Origin of the sequence: Vibrio sp. R-1 (genome assembly GCF_035615595.1) — a bacterium.
In the GTDB taxonomy this organism is placed as follows: Bacteria; Pseudomonadota; Gammaproteobacteria; order Enterobacterales; family Vibrionaceae; genus Vibrio; species Vibrio cholerae.
Window position 1 is genome coordinate 19,914 of the sequence record NZ_WPDC01000033.1, and the last position, 18,028, is coordinate 37,941.

An 18,028-nucleotide genomic window follows, 5' to 3' on the forward strand; every position below is an offset into this window, starting at 1 on the left:
GACATGGTTAGCTGCAGTCAATACGATTACATTGAACTGGCCTGTTTGTTTCATCTGCCAGTCAAATTAACAATGAAAAGTGGTGAGGTGTATTACGGAGTCGCCGCCGACACTCAACGTAATAGTCAAAAGCAGGAGTGCATTGCGCTAAGAGGCGAAGAAGAAACTTGGCTCCTCGAAACTGATCAACTGAGTTCGATGGAAGCCTTAAGCGAACAACCCCATTTCTCTGTTATTCATTTCAAATAAACCACGCTGAAGACAACAAGGCCGCTCTAGAATGACGAGCGGCCTTGCGTTTTACATTTCAGCCAACTGACGCGCCACTTGATGCTATACCCAAACTACTTGGAGTTGTAGGTGGGAAGGAGCTCTTTGAGAATGCGTTAGTTTGCGATATCCAGCTTATTACCGCTCACGCCATTGGTTCGAAACCAGCCCGCGATACTGACGCGGTCCGCATGCGCTTCGAGCACTTCATGAGGGAATCGTTCCGAAAGAAATACCACCAGACGTCCCGCAACGGGCGCTAACGTTTCAATCCAGTTATCCTGCAAATCGTAGATTTTTAATTCGCCGCCATCGGCAGGAGTCCAATTTTCATTGAGATAAAACACCGTGGTTAATTTACGGTTTTCATTACCGCGAAACGAGTCGAGATGTTTAAGGTAGAAATCACCGGCCTCGTATTTTGCAAAGTGCGCTTCATATTCAAACAGCCCAAGAAAAAAGTGGCGGTTCACTTCACACCGGATCTGCTCCATCCGCTCCAAATAGTCTTGAACAGGTTGCCCCATTGATAGATCAAGCCATTGGATTTTATCGCTCCGGATATCCGCAGCACGCTGAATCTCTTCGTTTCTACCAATTTTTGCTCGTTTCCAACGTTCAGGAATGCACTCTCGTAGAGCTTGCACTTCTTGTGGGTTCAAAAAATCATCCCACACATACCAACCTCGGTCTGCAATTGCATCCATTAATCCATCTAACGCCATGATTCTCACTACACGAACAATAAGAAGCGCGTTATATCTGGCCGACCACCAGTCAGCAATTCGAGTTATTAATCTCCAAGATCAATAATTCTGATGGAGGGATTGTGACTCAAAAGATTCAAGCCTATTACGCAAAGAGATTGGGACAATAGGGGAACTTCGCCGCCATTTTGTAACCCAATCTGAACATCAAAAACATCCCTTGAGGAAATCCCATGATTGTGACAACGACACCCAATATCGAAGGTAAACGCATCGTCCGTTACTGCGGAGTGATTGCAGGCGAAGCTATTCTTGGTGCCAACATTTTTAAAGATCTGTTTGCTGGGATCCGCGATATTGTGGGTGGACGCTCTGGCACTTATGAACGAGAGCTAGAAAAAGCGCGCGCCATCGCATTGGAAGAGCTACAACAACACGCTGCAGCACTGGGTGCCAATGCCGTAGTCGGTATCGATTTAGATTATGAAACGTTTGGAAAAGCTAATGGCATGCTCATGGTGTCGGTCAGCGGCACTGCGGTTGTCGTCGAATAGTTAACCCGTATGCCTAACCGACTGATGTTTCAGGTACTCAGAAGGTAATTTCATCTTAATAAATCTAGAGAGATTTGAAGGGTTAAAATAAGGCAGTGTGGAACTGCCTTATTGGGGCGAATTTTAGCCTATTGAACTAAAACTCGAAGAGACATTACACAACGAATTAAGAATTGACTTCCTCAATTCCAATATTATTTTTCGCCCAAATCAGTGCCTGCAAGCGATTTTTGGCATTAATTTTCTTAAAGACATTATGCAGATGTGTTTTTACTGTATTTTCACTCACAAAGAGTTTATCTGCAATTTCAATATTAGAAGCACCACTACCAAGTAACTTGATAATCTGTTGTTCTCTTTTGGTTAATTTTGCGTACATTTGTGAAGTCACGACTGAGTTACCGGCACGATAATGGAGAATGTATTCTTGGGCCAGTTTACGCGTTAACCACATTTCATCTTGCAAAATTTTACTCATGCCTTTGATCAGGGTATCCATATCATCATCAATATAAAATACTCCAGCCAAATTATTCCACTTAAAGAGCAGCTTATGCTCAATATCCTGCGGACAGTTAATGATAACCTCTTTCGCATCAGGACAACTGATGTGCTTAAACGAGCTGTAATCGGTTAAGACATCATCAGAAATTCTTGAATAATCAATCATCAACATCTGAATATTGCGGCTTTCTGGTTTATTCTCTTCAAGCCAGAGATCAGAAAATGGTGTAATTTCCAGCGCTAAAGGAAGTTTTGATTCTAACGCCTCTTTCAACAATCTGGATTGCATGCAAACGTCAGAAAGCATTCTAACGTTTAGTTTATTTTCATCTTTCATTTCACCCCTCCTAACACATCAAGGCTAACATGGTTAAAACTAACGTTAAGAAAAGGGAAGTCAATGTTCAGAAAATAAGACAAACGTTTAAGCAGGCGGAATCTTAAATTTAATCTGTACAATTCATAAGGTTAAGAAGCCTTCTCAATATTAAGAATATTATTAGCGAAAAAATGAAATTTTAGTTTATATCACTCAAGTTGCTTAATAAAACACCAATAAATACGCAACAAGATTCTCATCAATTTAATATTCGCCAAAAAATAAGAGGCATGATTACGAAAAATCCATTTGTTGCATATCAAATTTAAAAACCATAATTCATGGGTACAACCAATGCATTAACAGGTGGCATTCATGATTGAGATATATAATTTGCCGACTATTGGTCTAATTCAATAAGAGAAAAATCTGTGCCTTCATAAGGCGTATGGGACAAACGACTTGAGCTTGCTAGTAGCCGATAAATAAGTGAATCGCCAAAACATAGAAAAGCGCTATACCCAAACTACTTGGAGTTTTAGGTAGGCGGTAAGTGAGTTCCCCCCCATGAGCATACATAAACTATGTGATTGGGGTGAACAAAGCCCAAACCGCTACGGCGTCGGTGAGCGAAAGATGGTGGAATGAATAAGAAAAAGACTAAGTGCGATAGAGCACTTTCACCACATGCCAACCAAATTTGGTTTTGACCAATTGTGGGGTTAGCACTTCACCTTGAAAGCAGGCTTTGTCGAAAGCAGGAACCATTTGGCCTTGACGAAATTCACCCAAGTCGCCGCCTTTTTTGCCTGATGGGCAAGTCGAATACTTCTTGGCGAGTACGTGAAACTTCGCCCCTTTCTTGAGTTGAGCCAAGATATCATCGGCTTGCTCTTTGTGTTTCACCAAAATATGCAAAGCTGCTGCAGTGCGAGCCATAATGTTTCCCCTATTTTGTCGAGCCGCGTAGTGTACTCGATCAACAATAAATGTAAACGCATGGCTGAGATCAATACAAATCGGTCGAATATCGACTAAATTCAAGCCATTCCGTTGCCGATACGGTAATTTCGTTTAGTATAAGTAAGAGTCTGAACAGTTAAAGAAAATATTATGGCTAAAGTCGTCAGTAAAGCGAACCAATCACAAGGAATGTTGATGTTCACGCTCAGTGCCCAGCAGCAACTTTTCGCTATCGGGACACTGAAAGTCAGGGAAATTGTGACTTATCAACCAATGACCCAAATCCCCTATTCACATCATCATGTGATAGGAACGGTTACTATTCGTAACCTTACAGTACCAGTGATTGATATGGCCGCAGCGATTGGCTTTCGTCCAATCCAACCGAGCGAGTATCAAAAGTGCTATTTGATCGTCACAGACTGCTTACGCACAGTTGTGGCTTTCATGGTTCGCACTATAGAGAAGATCATCGAGTGTGATTGGCGACAAATCGAATCGTCCCCCGAGACGGCAGGACATGATGTTTTCGTCACCGGGATCACCCGATTCCAGAACAAAATTGTGCAGTTGCTAGACGTGGAGTTACTGCTCTCTAAAATCTACCCACAGTATGAGTCGACCAAGGTTCCTATGTTGACGGATATCGAGCGTGAACGCTTAAAACCCCTCAATATTTTGTTGGTCGATGACTCTTCGATTGCGCGTAAGCAGCTCTCTGATGCGCTGGATAGCATCAACATTCCGTATCATATCTGTAAAAATGGCAGTGAGGCGTTGGATTTGATGCGTGATATGGCACGCGATCATCGCGCCATCGACATTTTAGTAAGTGATATTGAAATGCCGGGATTAGATGGTTATGAGCTGGCATTTGAAATGCAAAACGATCCGCAGTTAAACCATGCTTATTGTATTTTGCACACTTCGCTCTCCAGTGAAATCTGTGTCGATCGTGCCCATCAAGTGGGCGCTCACGAAGCGTTGGAGAAATTTAACGCCACCGAGTTAGTCGAAGCCATGTTGCGTGGAGCCAAAAAGCTTGAGACGCAGCGTTTGCAAAAAACGTGATCGGTTAAGTATTTAACCCAAAGCCAATCGCAAGACTATTTGCTGTAACAAATAAAAAATGAATTCTCGGCAGCCCTAGCGCTGCCGATCTGAATTCAGCAAATCAGGTATACACCATAGTTGCTCATGATGACTCAACCACTCTTGTAATTGTGTCGATAACGCCTCTTGCTCCACCTCGGAAAACTTGGCGAGCAAACTCGACTGCAAATCACAATACTCTGGTAACCAGAGTTCGATGCGTTGTCGCCCTGCTTCTGTCAGTGTCACCTCAACGTTACGCCTGTCATACCTACTGAGCTTTCTCTCTACAAGTCCTTTGCGTTCAAGCCGCGTTAAACGGTTAGTCATAGCCCCTGAGCTGAGCAATAACCGTACTTGCAAGTCCGAAGGGTTGAGACAATAAGGATAACCGATACCACGCAAGGTCATTAACACTTCAAACTCTCCAGCGGTCAGTCCCGCTTGTTGATAGAAGGCCTCCATTTTTAACTCAATACGTCTTGCCAACCGTTGTAGCCGATGAAGTACCGACATGGGTAGAGTATTTAGCTCAGGCAGCTCATTTGCCCATTCCATGACGGATTTTTGCACTGAATCCATTCGTTTTATCCTGTGTTGTTCCCTTTATTCCTTGACGTTAGCACTTCAACGAGGATGAGGAAAATGGCTCGCATTGAGCAGCCTCTCTAGCAAGAACAAATTTGCAGCGTTTCTACAGTAAATCCGCTAATCTTAAGGTTATGAAAATGTCTTGCGTATCCGAAACAAGTGATGACAACTGAAGATTTCAAAAAATCCACGGCTAACTTAAAAAAAGTCGTACCTTTAATGATGAAACATCATGTCGCGGCCACCCCCGTGAACTATGCCTTGTGGTATACCTACGTCGACCAAGCCATTCCGCAACTGAATGCGGAAATGGACTCTGTATTGCAAAATTTTGGGCTTTGCCCACCCGCTTCTGGTGAACATCTTTACCAACAATACATTGCGACCAAAGCAGAAACCAATATTAATCAGTTACGTGCGAATGTTGAGGTACTTCTCGGTGAAATTAGCAGTTCAATGAGTGATACGCTCAGTGACACCAGTTCCTTTGCTAATGTGATTGATAAAAGCTTTAAAGATTTAGAGCGCGTCGAGCAAGACAATCTCTCGATTGAAGAAGTAATGACTGTCGTCCGCCGCTTGGTGAGTGACTCTAAAGATATTCGACACTCAACCAATTTCCTCAATAATCAACTGAACGCGGCAACTTTAGAAATCTCTCGTCTTAAAGAGCAACTGGCGAAAGTTCAGAAAGATGCTCTGTTTGACAGTTTATCTGGACTCTATAACCGCCGAGCTTTTGATGGCGATATGTTCACGCTGATCCATGCTGGTCAGCAAGTCAGCCTGATCATGCTCGACATCGACCACTTCAAAGCCCTTAATGACAACTATGGCCACCTGTTTGGTGACCAAATTATCCGTGCGATCGCCAAACGTCTTCAGAGCCTATGCCGTGACGGCGTGACAGCTTATCGTTATGGCGGTGAAGAGTTTGCACTGATTGCTCCGCACAAATCGCTGCGTATTGCACGCCAGTTTGCTGAATCGGTGCGACGTTCAATAGAAAAGCTCACCGTAAAAGATCGGCGTAGCGGTCAATCGGTCGGTAGCATTACCGCTTCGTTTGGTGTAGTAGAAAAGATTGAAGGCGACTCTTTGGAGTCTCTCATCGGTCGAGCGGATGGATTGCTGTATGAAGCGAAAAATCTGGGCCGCAATCGAGTCATGCCGCTCTAAACTCTGCGATACGTACCCACACGTTGTAAATCGACGGCACGGGAAAAGTTACACAGCTCCAAATTGCCACAAAAAAGCCAAGAATTACTGACTCTTGGCTTTTTCATACGATGGCGGATTAATGTGAAAAACAGTCTCCGAGGAAATATTCGTCACCATTTCGAGCTGTATACTCTTTCTCTTCAATACGAGCTTGTGGTCGACCTTGTTCATCGCCTTTGATCAAACTTACCCAGTGGCGAATAGTGGTACTTGGATGTGAGTGGTCATTGGAATGATTGAGTACCGTACACGTTTCTAATTGAATATCTGCGATTTCTCGTAACTCAATGCAACCCGTACCGCGCTGGCAACCTAATGTCATTTCGACATGACTACCTTGCCCATCACGAAACAGAAGATGGCTTGGATTTTCTTTACTGCCATTAAACGCCACAAACTGTTTTGGGTATTTCAAGCCACTATGACGGCCATCTTGAAAGTAAGCGAGCAGGTGATTGTAATCTATCACGTATGCGGTCACATCTTGGTGAGTACCATTTTCAAGCGGAAACAGACGATCCAATAACTGTTTGGCTTTGGTTTGTTTTTCACGCTGTTGATTGGCGGCGACCGTTTCTACGGCGAACACAGCTTCAGCGATAAAGGGTTTGTTTTGGTGTTGGATTTCTGTTTTATCAAACGTCAGCATGTTCATCGTCGTTCCCTCGTCCAGATTCAATGTCATTTTGCTGCAAAGACACTGGCGATATTTTCGCCGGATTTGTGACTTCGCTTACTTGGAAGACTAGCGGATTTTTGACTACAATTTCACAACAAAAATTTTACAATGTGAATTTTACAAAATGAGTGTGTCTAAAAGTCTTGTTCGACAGTCCCATTTTCTGGGCACTAAAGTCAGAAACCTTCGGAAAAGGAACCACTTAACCATGGAGGATCTTTCTGCGCGCTGCATTCGTGTTAGCCCTGAATACGCACCATCGGTTTCTTATCTCTCTATGATTGAGCGCGGAAAACGAGTACCGAGCGTTGAGATGCTGGAAGTGATCGCGGAAGTGTTTCAAAAAGATCCCATCTGGTTTTTAGATGATGAGCCAGAGCAAATTGATATCACTCCCGAAAAAGGCAATCGAGGTGGTATTAGTGGAATGGCTCTTGAACCCAGTTTTTTGTTTTCCAATGATATTTTACAAATCGCTATTCCCGAGATGCTCTCGCAAACTGGGATCACTGGCCGCCAATTTGCTCATCTCTTGATCCGAGCCCATCAAGAAAGTCTGCAAAATCATTTCCCGGATCTTGAACGCGCTGCAGAAGAGGTGGGGCTAAAACGCCTTAATTTATCTGTCACCGATTTGCTGGACATTGCCAAAGGGCTTGGATTGGACGTGCGTTGGGTAAAGCGTACGCCGCATGATGTAACAGACGAACTTGGGGTGAGTGCCAAACAGCTCGTTACCTCTTTTTTTGAGCCGCCTGGACGCATTTACCTAAATGAGATCCTGCGTGAATACCCAACGCGATTGAAATATGACCTTGCGGTTTATATCGGACATAATGTGCTGCACAACAAAGATGGCCTAAAAAGTGTCCTCTCCGTCGGTCACACTCAAGGGTGGGATGAGATGGTGGAAACCTCCCCCTCTTCAGAGCTGAATTCACAAGATATCTTGCAAGCTTGGCGAGATTTTGAATCCAGCTTTTTTGCTGGGGCACTACTGTGCCCTAAGGTGCCCTTTCGGCAACTGCTCGATCGTAACGGATATGAAATCAGCGTTCATCAGAAAGCGGGAGTCTCACCCTCTGTCGCCATGCGGCGGATGACCGTCGTTTCGCCCTATCCCCACTGGCACTATTTTGATGCCTATGGTGAAGGGAAACTCAAGGCCGTATACCGTGGAAATGGTATCCCACTTCCTTGGGGAAATATGCGTAAAGTGAATGACCCTTGTCAGCATTGGGCCGTTTTTCGTCGTCTTTCACAACCACAGCAAGGCAGTTCAGCCCAAATTTCGATTTTAACTGTGGGCGACGAGCCTCGAATTTACTGTTGTGAATCACTCAATGTTGTGGATCCTGCCGGCAACAACCGTGTCTTGTGTGCGGGCATCGACCTCAATCCTGCGATTAATGCACAAGGTGGTGATGCTCTCGCTATTGCTCAAGAGCTCAAAATGAGTTGTGTGCAGAAAGGAGGAACCACCGCGATTCCAGCGCCGATTAAACGTGATTTGCGCACTATCGCCAAAATTCTCAACATCAACTGGGTTGAACGAGGTATCGAGAATGAAGCGAGATTAATTTGCTCACGCGGTGCGGTTTGTCCACGAAAGCCAAGATGCTATGGAGAATGTGGCGAATAAAAAAAAGGCCAACCACAAGAAGTGTGATTGGCCGTCTATAAGTGTGAACAATGGTGTTCACTAACAACGTCAGTTGGCTAGGTGACCCTCGGCTTAGAAGGGTCAATCTAATAAATGCAGATTACGTGCCAACTTTTTATTAGCGACTTTTGCATGAAAATCGGGCAAAAAACGAACAGTTTCATTACAACCACACTCATAAACGAATGACGAAATGCGATTTCTATTGCAAATTGCAAAATCAAAATTAGCAAAATGCAAAAACAGGTTTGGTAAAGCTCAAAAGCGATAGAGTGGGTTTTGCCTACGCTTAGCGGTATACATACGTTCATCGGCCAGTTTGAACATTTCATCAGGTGTGGCAAACGACTGGTCATACAAAGCATATCCGATACTTACACGAACATGGATAAGCTTGTCGTCATAAACGATAGGCGTTTCAGAAATCCTTTTTAAAATATTGTCACTGACTTTAAGCACGTCTTGTTCACGATGAATTCGTGGAATTAACACGAGAAACTCATCCCCCCCAATCCGCGCCACCAGATCGGAGACCCTCAGGCTCGATTTAATTCTTTCCGCACAAGCCACCAGCACTTTATCGCCTGCGCTATGTCCATGGGAATCGTTGACAGATTTAAAACGGTCAATATCAATGTTCAACAAAGCAAAGTTACCTTCGCTATGAGAGCGCTTAGCATTTTCAAAGTAGTGCTCAATGGTATAGATAAAATAGCGCCGATTGGGCAATTGAGTTAAAGGGTCATGTAGCGCACGCTCCTCCGCGACTTGATAAAGGCGCATGATAACGCCAAAGCCTGCCATCAATACCAATAACACCGAGTATCCCAACAAACGCACTGCATTTCGGGTATACCAAGGTAACTGCTGTAGTAAATCTTGCTTTTCAGCGACCGCAATTCGCCAACTTCCGTAAGGGAAATAGACATTCTCTTGTGCAAAAGCGTGATCAAATACTCGAGGCTCCCCAAAAAACACGTCCCCCTCACTGCCACGGCTGTCTAAACCACGAATCGCAACCTGAAAATGCTCCCCAAAGCTGTAAATACTGGTTGCTGAAAGCAATGAATCCCAATCCATCACCACACTGAGCACACCCCAATACCGGGTATCCTTCGGAGGGTCGTAGAATATCGGTTCTCGAATCACCAGCGCGCGCCCACCTTGAACGAGATCGACAGGTCCAGAGACAAACGTCTGTTTTATTTCACGTGCTTTTTTTATTGACTGCCACTGCTGAGGAACGGTGCGGTAATCCAAACCGAGTAGTGCATTGGTTTGAGGAAGCGGATGGCTGAAAGCGACCACATCATTGGGGGCGATACCTAATGAGCGTAAGTGATCGCTATTCCTGATCACCGCCGCTGAAAGCGGTTCCCATTGGTAGATATTGAGGTCGGGATCTAGGGTTAACAGGGTTGTTAAACCTTTTACGATATAGATATCACCCAAAATCTCAGCTTCTAATTGAAAACGTACGATCGAGAGATCTTCTTTCGCTTGTTGACGTAAACCCTCTTGTAGATCACGTTTATGGCTAATATGAAGGGATTCAATAACTACTATGCCCAAGAAAAGTAAGGCGAGAACATAAATTGAGACATACTTATATTTGTGCGAGGTTAACCCCATCCCTCAATCCTCAGTTTTATTATTGTTTGTTGATTACTGAGTGAACCACACAGATCCATTCGCAAGCGTACTATACCCAAACAACTTGGCGTTGCAGGTAGGCGGAAAGTCAGTTCATCTCCTTGAGCATAGATAAACTATGTGATTGGGGTGAACGAACGTAGCCAACACCGCTGCAGCTTCAAGTAGGAAGGGGATACAACTTATCGCTACTCAAACACGGCCTGCTTTCCAGTAGCGAAGAAGATAAGCCATCCAAATATCACGACGAGCTTATTTAATAGATTAACGCAAATGCACAATAAAGAAACTAACTGATTATAAATTTGTAAATATAACTCATGATGAAAAAACTGTTTTTGGACACTCATTCCGCTTCTGGCGAGATAACGTTAACCGATGGTTTACTCTACTGGTTTCCGCAATTTCTCACCCCGATTCAAGCCGACCAAGCTTTTCAGCAAATGCTCACACACTTGGATTGGCAGCAGAAAAGTATTCGTCTATTTGGTAAAAGCGTGCTTCAACCACGACTTATCGCTTGGTATGGAGAAAAAGGCTACCGTTATTCAGGTCTCTCTTTATCTGCTCAACCCTTCCCGCCACCGTTGCTTACTTTAAAGACGCAGTGCGAACAGGCCGCACAAGCCCCCTTTAATTCTGTGCTCGCGAATCTTTATCGCGATGGGCAAGACTCGATGGGCTGGCATCAAGACAATGAGCCCGAATTAGGCTCTAATCCGGTGATTGCCTCCCTCTCTTTAGGAGAGAGTCGCCGATTTCTGTTGCGCCATCACAAGGATCATGCGTTGCAAGTCGAATGCGAATTGAATCATGGGGATTTGCTGATTATGGCAGGGAACACTCAGCACTTCTGGCAACACGCCATCCCTAAAACTCGTCAAACCAAGCAAACGCGGATTAATCTTACTTTCCGTAATATTCTTTAATACCCAAGCTACTTGGCGTTGCAGGTAGGCAAGTGAGTTCATCCCCATGAGCATAGGTAAACTATGTGATTGGGGTGAACGAACGTAGCCAACACCGCTGCAGCTTCAAGTAGAAAGGGGATAGTAATTCAAAGTGTTGATGCCGTATCGCTTACGTTGCAGATAAATGAGACGTGTTGACACAAACTCGGATTATTGACATACCACTAACCAGAGCCTCACATCGACCCAGCTCCGCTGCGCTAGAGTTTTTTGGTCTAAAAATGCGCAAATTTGATCGGATACTGTAATGATGAACAAAACTCAAATAGCGGTTGTCTCTAGCCTTATCGCGGCACTGATTCTTCCCACTTTTACGAGCTACGCACAAACTCATCCTTTGGAGGTACCGCCCAAAGCCCAAAATCGCGCACAGAATTCTCTCGAACACTTAGGCCACGACATAGCGCCATCACCAAGCGTAGTCGCCCCCGTTTCGTTTCAAGCAACCGCTAACCTCATTAAACAAACTTATGAAAGCCAACTGTTTACACTGCCCGGCTTTAAAGAAGGTCACTATGCACTGCGTATGTATCGCCAAACCTTAGATGATAAATACGCAGCGGCGATTGGTAGTGATTTATCACGAGTCGCTAGTGGTTTGAACTACTTTGCCGCTGAAGTGAACACGCCTGAGCAAATTCAACGTTACGCTCAGAAGCGTCTAAAACGCTATCAACACAGTGATGATGAACGCACTCAACGCCGTTTCGCCGCGACGCAAACGATGCCTGAGTATCTCTATCTCGGGATCGATTTGCTCGGCTCAATGGCTCGCGCCAACGAATATGGGCTGCAACATAAGGAAGACGCCAAGCTGCGCCAAGTTTTACGTCGGTATGACTTCACACCCTACGCCACAGACAGAGCGATGATTGAAGCTTGGGCAGCACAATTAGCCAATCAGGTGTATTGGTTACGTCAACTCGGTGAACAAGACGTGGTTGAGCCTTTTATCCAAGCCTTTCGTGATACCTATCCAGATCAGCGTGATAGTGAGCTGAATGACCAACAATACGGCAATAAACTGTATGGTATGACGCATATTATCTTTGCGGACTCAGAATACTACCAACATCCGGTGAGTGAGCAGCAACATCCGTGGATTTACGACTATTTCCGCGCCAACATAGACACTATTTTGCTGCGCGCTAAGCCAGACATTGTGGCCGAAGTCGGCATTGCCTTCCTACTCGCAGGGCTAGAAGATGATCCTGTGGTACTCAAAACCCGCCAGTTTATTCAAGCGGCCGTCGATAAAGAGCAAGGAATGATCCCTTCCACTTCCGGTGATTTCGATTTATCTCTCGGTGAGCACCGTAATGTGTTGGCGATTATGCTGCTTGATTGGCGTTCGGTAAACCGAGCCCCGCTGGCAGGTAAGCACTCCAAAGTCTTTGCTGATCTGCCTTATGGCTTAATCAAAAAAGCACCCAATCCATTAAAAGGCGAAGGATGAAATAATCCTCGACCAGTCATGTTACTAAGCGACTTTTAATCTGGTTTTTCGCTCGGTTAAGCGAGGGATAATCCCATTAATCACAGTGGTGACTATGATCACTGCCAGCCCGACTTGCTGGGCGAGCGTGTAGTCGACATCAAAAAACAGCACTTGCCATAGGGCGCTGAACAGCAGATTCGTAAAGATAAGTGGAGCCAGTTGCGAGCCCGATTTCGCTAAGCGATAAGCTTTTGCGCGAAATACTTGCGTATTGACGACGAGGATGGCGCTGAGCAATAAAGCCGCGAATGTCACAGCTCCTGAGATATCCCAACTCATCCCTAAACTTGCCACAACATCGCGACTCCAAGGCACCAACAATAACAGTGGGCTAAGTAATAACGCTGCGACCAAAAATGTCCAGCCATGAATCTCTATCGAGCGCATGTCACTTTGCGCTGCACGATACAAACTTAACTGCGAACCCGCATTAAATAAACCTGCGCTCAGACCTGCAAGCAATTCTGGTCGCCACTCAATTGAGCCCGTATTGCCTGCCAGCATAACCACTCCAACGAAGATAATGCACACACTCAGCACCGTTCGCCAAGCCAATTGACCACCCCATAACCACTTTTCCAATAAAGGAATGAAGAGTGGACCAGTACTGAATAGCACGACGCTTTCCACCAGCGAAAGGGATTGCAATGTATAGATAAAACAGAGCTGACTGCCCGCAATACAGACGGCACGGATCAACAAAGAAAACCACATGTTTCTCTGCGGCCAACGAAAATGGGTCAACTTCATTGCAACCAGTAAAAATAGCGCCGGAATAATAAAACGTAAAAATCCCAATAGGGTGATGGGGATAATGTGCGACAAATATTGAGTCAGTAAACCGGTTAACGACAAACTAAAGGTAGATAACAACATAAATAACACTGGGAAAACATGGTTTGGCATACAACTCTCCTTACATTGCCGCCAATTGTAAGCAGATGACCGGATAAAAAATAACGAGTAATATTGACCAAACCTGTTAGAGATACTTACAGATCACCTTATGCGTAAATTGGCCCCCTTAAAATCTCTCTACTCTTTTGTCGCTGTGGCAGAAACAGGCAGCATGACACTGGCAGCAGAGGCACTCAACGTCAGTCACTCGGCCATCAGCCAAGCGATAAAGTCATTGGAATCACAACTCGGTCAGCCCCTTTTTCATCGAGTGGGTCGTCAAGTTGTCCTTAATAGTGCAGGCAAACGCTATTACCAAAAAGTAGCGCCCGCTCTTGAGCAAATTGTCGAAGCGACGGAATCTTTACTCAAACCCACGCACTCCAATCGTATCACTTTGAATATGATCAACTCGTTGGCACTTCACTGGTGGATTCCACGCGTCAGCAGTTTTCAAGCCTTTGCACCAGATGTTGATGTACGCATTTCAACCTTAACTGGTGCTTTTTCTTTGGAGGAGCAAGGCGTCGATGTTGCTTTAATCCACGGTCAATGGCGCGAATGGCAAGACTACTATTGTGAGCAATTAGCCGATGATGAGCTGGTGATGGTCATCAGCCAAAACATGATTTCGGCGAACATGCCTCCCAAGCAAGCATTAGCTCAATTTCCAGCGATTTTTGTGAATAATCCAAGGCGGCAAACCGATTGGGATATTTGGTGTCAAGCCAATCAAGTCTCGCCACCGCCACAACAGCGCAATCTTTCTTTTTCGGCATCAGCGCAAGCGCTGCAAGCCACACTGAGTGGTTTAGGCGCCTTTGTCACCCACAAACTGTTTATTAAACAAGAATTGGAGAGTGGGATTTTAAAAGAAATTGGTCAGCCCGTGACTCATCCCGATCAGGGATACTATTTCGCTTGCCGACCTGAAGCATTGCGTTCTGAAGCGGTATTGACACTAAGAAGTTGGTTACGTAATGAATTCCAACAAAATCAAAACAGACAAAAGTAGTAGATTATTTTTATGCAATTTGGACAAGCATCATTATATTCAATGAAGAATGTAGAGTTGCATATCAAAAAGATGAATAAAATCACACTATTTCGTTATTTTTCGCCTTCAAACAAGCCAATATCATCTAAACTTTAGCTAACTTTACCGAATGGATCGAATTTGGATGGATAGCTTTGCTGGCAACCAATTAAAAGAGATGACAGAGATGCGTTTTGCTCGTAAGCAGCATATTGTCCTGATCAGCTCTGGTGTTGCTACCGCTATTTTTCTTGGGTTTGCCCTTTACTACTATTTTAACCATCAACCTCTGTCATCCGGTTTATTGTTATTAAGCGGTATTGTCACCTTATTGAATATGATTTCGCTGAATCGTCACCGCGAATTACACACTCAAGCCGATTTAATTCTGTCATTAATTCTGCTCACTTATGCGCTGGCCTTAGTCAGCAATGCTCAGCATGAATTATCGCATCTCTTATGGTTATATCCGCTCATCACCACTTTAGTCATGATTAACCCTTTTCGGTTAGGCTTGGTTTACAGTGCAGCGATATGCTTAGCAATGACCGCCTCTATCCTTTTTAATCCGGCACAATCGGGCTCATATCCTATTGCACAGACCTATTTTTTAGTAAGTCTATTTGCGCTGACGATTATCTGTAATACCGCTTCTTTCTTTTTCTCAAAAGCGATCAATTATATTCATACCCTATACCAAGAAGGTATTGAAGAGTTGGCTTATCTTGATCCGTTAACAGGCTTAGCCAATCGTTGGAGTTTTGAAACTTGGGCCACTGAAAAGCTCAAAGAACAACAGAGTTCGAATACCATTACCGCGCTTGTTTTTCTGGATATCGATAATTTCAAACGCATTAATGACAGTTACGGCCATGATGTTGGCGATCAGGTGTTAAAACATTTTGCACACCGTCTACGCAATAATATTCGTAATAAAGATCGAGCCACCAATCAACATGATTATTCCATTGCTCGATTTGCTGGTGATGAGTTTGTGCTCTTGTTATATGGTGTGCGAAATTTGCGTGATCTCGATAATATTCTCAACCGTATCTGTAATCTCTTCGTCGACCGCTATCCTGAGACGGATATGCTCAACAACCTCACGGTGAGTATAGGGGCAGCTATTTATCCCAAAGATGCGATCACTCTGCCGGAACTAACCCGCTGCGCAGATAAAGCCATGTATGCCGCCAAACACGGTGGAAAAAATCAGTACCGCTATTACCATGATGCCGCTTTCCCCCCGGCTGTAGAAACCATATTAGGCAGTCAGCCCGTTGAGGCTCCTAACGTAACTCCACTGAAAAAAGCGCACTAAGCTCATCCAAACATGTACATCAGCCATAAACATACTGCGCCAAAGACGGTCATCCAGGCTGCATAGCGAGCGGTGTTAGGCTTATCAGGCTTAGGTTTAACCACCTGTTTCAACGCCGTCCGTTTAGCGTATTGCATAAAGCTAGGATCCGCCTCGCGTATTTCTTCACGCTTATGCTGGGCAGAGTTTGCCGCCTGCGTGAAACGCTGCAACTGCTCTTTGGTCAGATCTTTGCTTGGATCGTAATTCGGATATCGATCGTTATGTTTGGGCAAAATAGCCATGGCAATCCCTCCCATTCATGCGTTGTCCTTCGTCTTGAGTGTATTAGGCTGACCCGCACCATCACTCCCCAATCATTCAAATTTCTCGAATATGAAGCTCAACTTCCCCTGCTGCTCATTCATCTCTGGCTTATCTACAATTTCCCTCATCATCGCTCAGTCTGCAATGGAGAAGTCTTATGACTAAAGACCGCGAAATTCGCCAAACAGTTCCCGCACAACCCACCTCAGATGGTGATGGTGTCAAAATTCAGCGTATTGCAGGATTTCAACGCCCCAATTTCTCGCCGTTTTTGATGCTCGATGAACTCAAAGCCGATTCTCAAGCCGACTACATCGGTGGTTTTCCACCTCATCCGCATCGCGGTATTGAAACCTTGACTTATATGCTACAAGGGCATTTTCAGCATCGAGATCAGATGGGAAATGTGGGCGAATTACGATCCGGCGGCGCGCAATGGATGGCAGCAGGACGTGGCGTGATCCACAGTGAAATGCCGATTATGCAAGAAGGGCAATTGCACGGCTTCCAAATCTGGATTAACCAGCCGGCTCGCAACAAGATGTCGCCTGCGAAATATCAAGATTTCCAGCCTGAAAGTATTGTTGAACGCCATCATCCACAACAAGGTTTACTGCGCGTGATTGCCGGTTCCGTCGAGGTTGAGGATCAAACGATAACAGGCCCATTAACCGATACTGGCGCGCCTGCCACCGTTGTCGATTGGCGAGCAGAAGCGGGTCAAGACATCAGCATCAACACACCGCCTCACTTTAATGCCATGTTGTACGTCTATCGTGGGAGCCTGAACGTTGGGAAACAGTCGGTCAAAGCAGGACACATGGCCATGCTGACAGCCGGAGAACAGCTCACCCTGCGTGCAGAGCAACCTTGCGGCAGCTTGCTCTTAATGGGGCAACCCATCGATGAACCCGTTGTGCATTATGGACCATTCGTGATGAACAGCATGGCTGAGATTGAGCAAGCGATCCGCGATTACAATGCAGGGCATTTTGAGACCTACTGATGTTTCATACCCAAACGACTTGGAGTTGCAGGTAGGCCGCAAGTCAGTGACAACGTTGTCTGGAACCAATATGTACAGCCATCGACTGGCCTTTGGTGAGGGTATGCCACACCTGTAGAGGTGTGGCTTTTTTCAACTTAAGCAGGCAAAAATTCACACAGATAAGCGGTCGCGACTTCCACTTGCAGATCAAAAGAGGAATTACCCGCCACTTCAAACGCTTCACCTGCAGTAAAGGTAACCCAGTCAGCATCGGTGACACGCTTAATAGTCAGCGCACCTTTGACGACTGTCATGCGCTCTGGTGCGCCAGTACCGAAAGTGTATTGGCCAGGAGCCATCACGCCAACCGTACTCTCTCCATCTTGCTGGCTGAAGCCTAGTGACTTTACGTTGCCATCAAAATACACGTTTTCCTTGATCATTTTTTCTTCCTGTCTGTCATCAATCACTACAGTCGTTTAACTGCAAAATTCAAGCGAGAGTTGTAACCCATCACTTCACTTTGTACAAGTGCCAGCAATACGCCTTTTGCTAGGAGGTATATACTCATAACAAGGGTGAGAGCATTGACTCGGTATCGGATATGAAACATTCCTCACGAAGCACTCATTTTATTTGAGGATAAAATCACGCTTTTACCGTATGCTTTTTGCGGTTAGAGGTCGCTTAGCACAAGCTAGGCAGCGGCATAAACCAAGGCACGATGCCTTATCGCCAAATCCAACATTTTGGGTTATCCGATGCCCTTAACGCCATGAACTATACCCAAACGAC

General features: G+C 45.1%; 19 protein-coding genes. 10 read left to right on the plus strand and 9 right to left on the minus strand.

All coding sequences use genetic code 11. From position 1 onward, the window contains the following. The first annotated feature begins 3 nt into the window (after nt 1–3). Nucleotides 4–249, plus strand: a complete 246-nt coding sequence (locus GOU96_RS09265) for a Rho-binding antiterminator (RefSeq protein WP_000253074.1) — start codon at nt 4–6, stop codon at nt 247–249. A 137-nt stretch (nt 250–386) separates the two neighbouring features. On the opposite strand, the gene GOU96_RS09270 is transcribed toward GOU96_RS09265, so the two are convergent. After that, nucleotides 387–995: a 2OG-Fe(II) oxygenase gene (locus tag GOU96_RS09270; RefSeq protein ID WP_001162317.1), complete on the minus strand. Its 609-nt coding sequence runs from the start codon at nt 993–995 to the stop codon at nt 387–389. Nucleotides 996–1,210: 215 nt separating this feature from the next. On the opposite strand from GOU96_RS09270, the gene GOU96_RS09275 reads away from it, so the two are divergent. Beyond that, nucleotides 1,211–1,531 (plus strand): heavy metal-binding domain-containing protein, encoded by a 321-nt coding sequence (locus GOU96_RS09275; protein WP_000637491.1) that lies wholly within the window; start codon nt 1,211–1,213, stop codon nt 1,529–1,531. Between the two features lie 166 nt (nt 1,532–1,697). On the opposite strand, the gene vpsT is transcribed toward GOU96_RS09275, so the two are convergent. Both vpsT and ppiC read right to left on the minus strand, forming a co-directional pair. Then, complete coding sequence (gene vpsT / locus GOU96_RS09280) at nt 1,698–2,372, minus strand: LuxR family transcriptional regulator VpsT (protein WP_000651012.1); 675 nt, start codon at nt 2,370–2,372, stop codon at nt 1,698–1,700. A 642-nt stretch (nt 2,373–3,014) separates the two neighbouring features. Beyond that, nucleotides 3,015–3,293: a peptidylprolyl isomerase PpiC gene (gene ppiC, locus GOU96_RS09285; RefSeq protein WP_000124506.1), complete on the minus strand. Its 279-nt coding sequence runs from the start codon at nt 3,291–3,293 to the stop codon at nt 3,015–3,017. Between the two features lie 174 nt (nt 3,294–3,467). Between ppiC and GOU96_RS09290 the strand changes: the two genes are divergently transcribed. Next, nucleotides 3,468–4,388, plus strand: coding sequence for a chemotaxis protein (locus GOU96_RS09290; RefSeq protein ID WP_001151686.1), 921 nt, complete (start codon nt 3,468–3,470; stop codon nt 4,386–4,388). A gap of 75 nt (nt 4,389–4,463) precedes the next feature. Here GOU96_RS09290 and GOU96_RS09295 read toward each other — a convergent pair whose 3' ends face one another. Then, entirely contained in the window at nt 4,464–4,991 is a 528-nt protein-coding gene (locus GOU96_RS09295; protein ID WP_258455023.1) for a MarR family winged helix-turn-helix transcriptional regulator, read from the minus strand. 171 nt (nt 4,992–5,162) lie between these two features. Between GOU96_RS09295 and GOU96_RS09300 the strand changes: the two genes are divergently transcribed. Further along, nucleotides 5,163–6,179 carry a GGDEF domain-containing protein gene (locus GOU96_RS09300; protein WP_000206011.1) on the plus strand — a complete coding sequence of 339 codons (1,017 nt, stop codon included), beginning with the start codon at nt 5,163–5,165 and terminating at the stop codon, nt 6,177–6,179. Between the two features lie 118 nt (nt 6,180–6,297). Here the strand turns inward: GOU96_RS09300 and GOU96_RS09305 are convergent, their stop codons facing one another. After that, the gene (locus tag GOU96_RS09305; protein ID WP_001056771.1) at nt 6,298–6,876 is read right to left on the minus strand and encodes a malate synthase; all 579 of its coding nucleotides are present in this window, start codon (nt 6,874–6,876) and stop codon (nt 6,298–6,300) included. A gap of 232 nt (nt 6,877–7,108) precedes the next feature. Between GOU96_RS09305 and GOU96_RS09310 the strand changes: the two genes are divergently transcribed. Further along, on the plus strand, nt 7,109–8,542 hold the full coding sequence (locus tag GOU96_RS09310; protein ID WP_000389855.1) for a DUF3612 domain-containing protein: 1,434 nt from the start codon (nt 7,109–7,111) through the stop codon (nt 8,540–8,542). A 279-nt stretch (nt 8,543–8,821) separates the two neighbouring features. Here GOU96_RS09310 and GOU96_RS09315 read toward each other — a convergent pair whose 3' ends face one another. Beyond that, the gene (locus GOU96_RS09315) at nt 8,822–10,195 is read right to left on the minus strand and encodes a diguanylate cyclase (RefSeq protein ID WP_076007574.1); all 1,374 of its coding nucleotides are present in this window, start codon (nt 10,193–10,195) and stop codon (nt 8,822–8,824) included. Between the two features lie 341 nt (nt 10,196–10,536). Between GOU96_RS09315 and GOU96_RS09320 the strand changes: the two genes are divergently transcribed. Beyond that, complete coding sequence (locus GOU96_RS09320) at nt 10,537–11,145, plus strand: alpha-ketoglutarate-dependent dioxygenase AlkB family protein (protein WP_000976225.1); 609 nt, start codon at nt 10,537–10,539, stop codon at nt 11,143–11,145. Nucleotides 11,146–11,434: 289 nt separating this feature from the next. Beyond that, on the plus strand, nt 11,435–12,643 hold the full coding sequence (locus GOU96_RS09325) for a DUF3541 domain-containing protein (RefSeq protein ID WP_076007573.1): 1,209 nt from the start codon (nt 11,435–11,437) through the stop codon (nt 12,641–12,643). Nucleotides 12,644–12,667: 24 nt separating this feature from the next. On the opposite strand, the gene GOU96_RS09330 is transcribed toward GOU96_RS09325, so the two are convergent. Further along, a complete protein-coding gene (locus GOU96_RS09330; protein ID WP_076007572.1) occupies nt 12,668–13,591 on the minus strand; it encodes a DMT family transporter in 924 nt (307 codons plus the stop codon). A 100-nt stretch (nt 13,592–13,691) separates the two neighbouring features. On the opposite strand from GOU96_RS09330, the gene GOU96_RS09335 reads away from it, so the two are divergent. Both GOU96_RS09335 and GOU96_RS09340 read left to right on the plus strand, forming a co-directional pair. Continuing rightward, nucleotides 13,692–14,597, plus strand: coding sequence for a LysR substrate-binding domain-containing protein (locus GOU96_RS09335; protein ID WP_258455022.1), 906 nt, complete (start codon nt 13,692–13,694; stop codon nt 14,595–14,597). Nucleotides 14,598–14,763: 166 nt separating this feature from the next. Beyond that, nucleotides 14,764–15,939: a GGDEF domain-containing protein gene (locus GOU96_RS09340; RefSeq protein WP_069648732.1), complete on the plus strand. Its 1,176-nt coding sequence runs from the start codon at nt 14,764–14,766 to the stop codon at nt 15,937–15,939. Nucleotides 15,940–15,941: 2 nt separating this feature from the next. Here GOU96_RS09340 and GOU96_RS09345 read toward each other — a convergent pair whose 3' ends face one another. Next, nucleotides 15,942–16,238: a hypothetical protein gene (locus tag GOU96_RS09345; RefSeq protein WP_000508773.1), complete on the minus strand. Its 297-nt coding sequence runs from the start codon at nt 16,236–16,238 to the stop codon at nt 15,942–15,944. A 164-nt stretch (nt 16,239–16,402) separates the two neighbouring features. On the opposite strand from GOU96_RS09345, the gene GOU96_RS09350 reads away from it, so the two are divergent. Then, complete coding sequence (locus tag GOU96_RS09350; RefSeq protein WP_148508284.1) at nt 16,403–17,251, plus strand: pirin family protein; 849 nt, start codon at nt 16,403–16,405, stop codon at nt 17,249–17,251. 137 nt (nt 17,252–17,388) lie between these two features. Here the strand turns inward: GOU96_RS09350 and GOU96_RS09355 are convergent, their stop codons facing one another. Then, nucleotides 17,389–17,676 (minus strand): pyrimidine/purine nucleoside phosphorylase, encoded by a 288-nt coding sequence (locus GOU96_RS09355; protein WP_000588948.1) that lies wholly within the window; start codon nt 17,674–17,676, stop codon nt 17,389–17,391. Nucleotides 17,677–18,028: the final 352 nt, after the last annotated feature.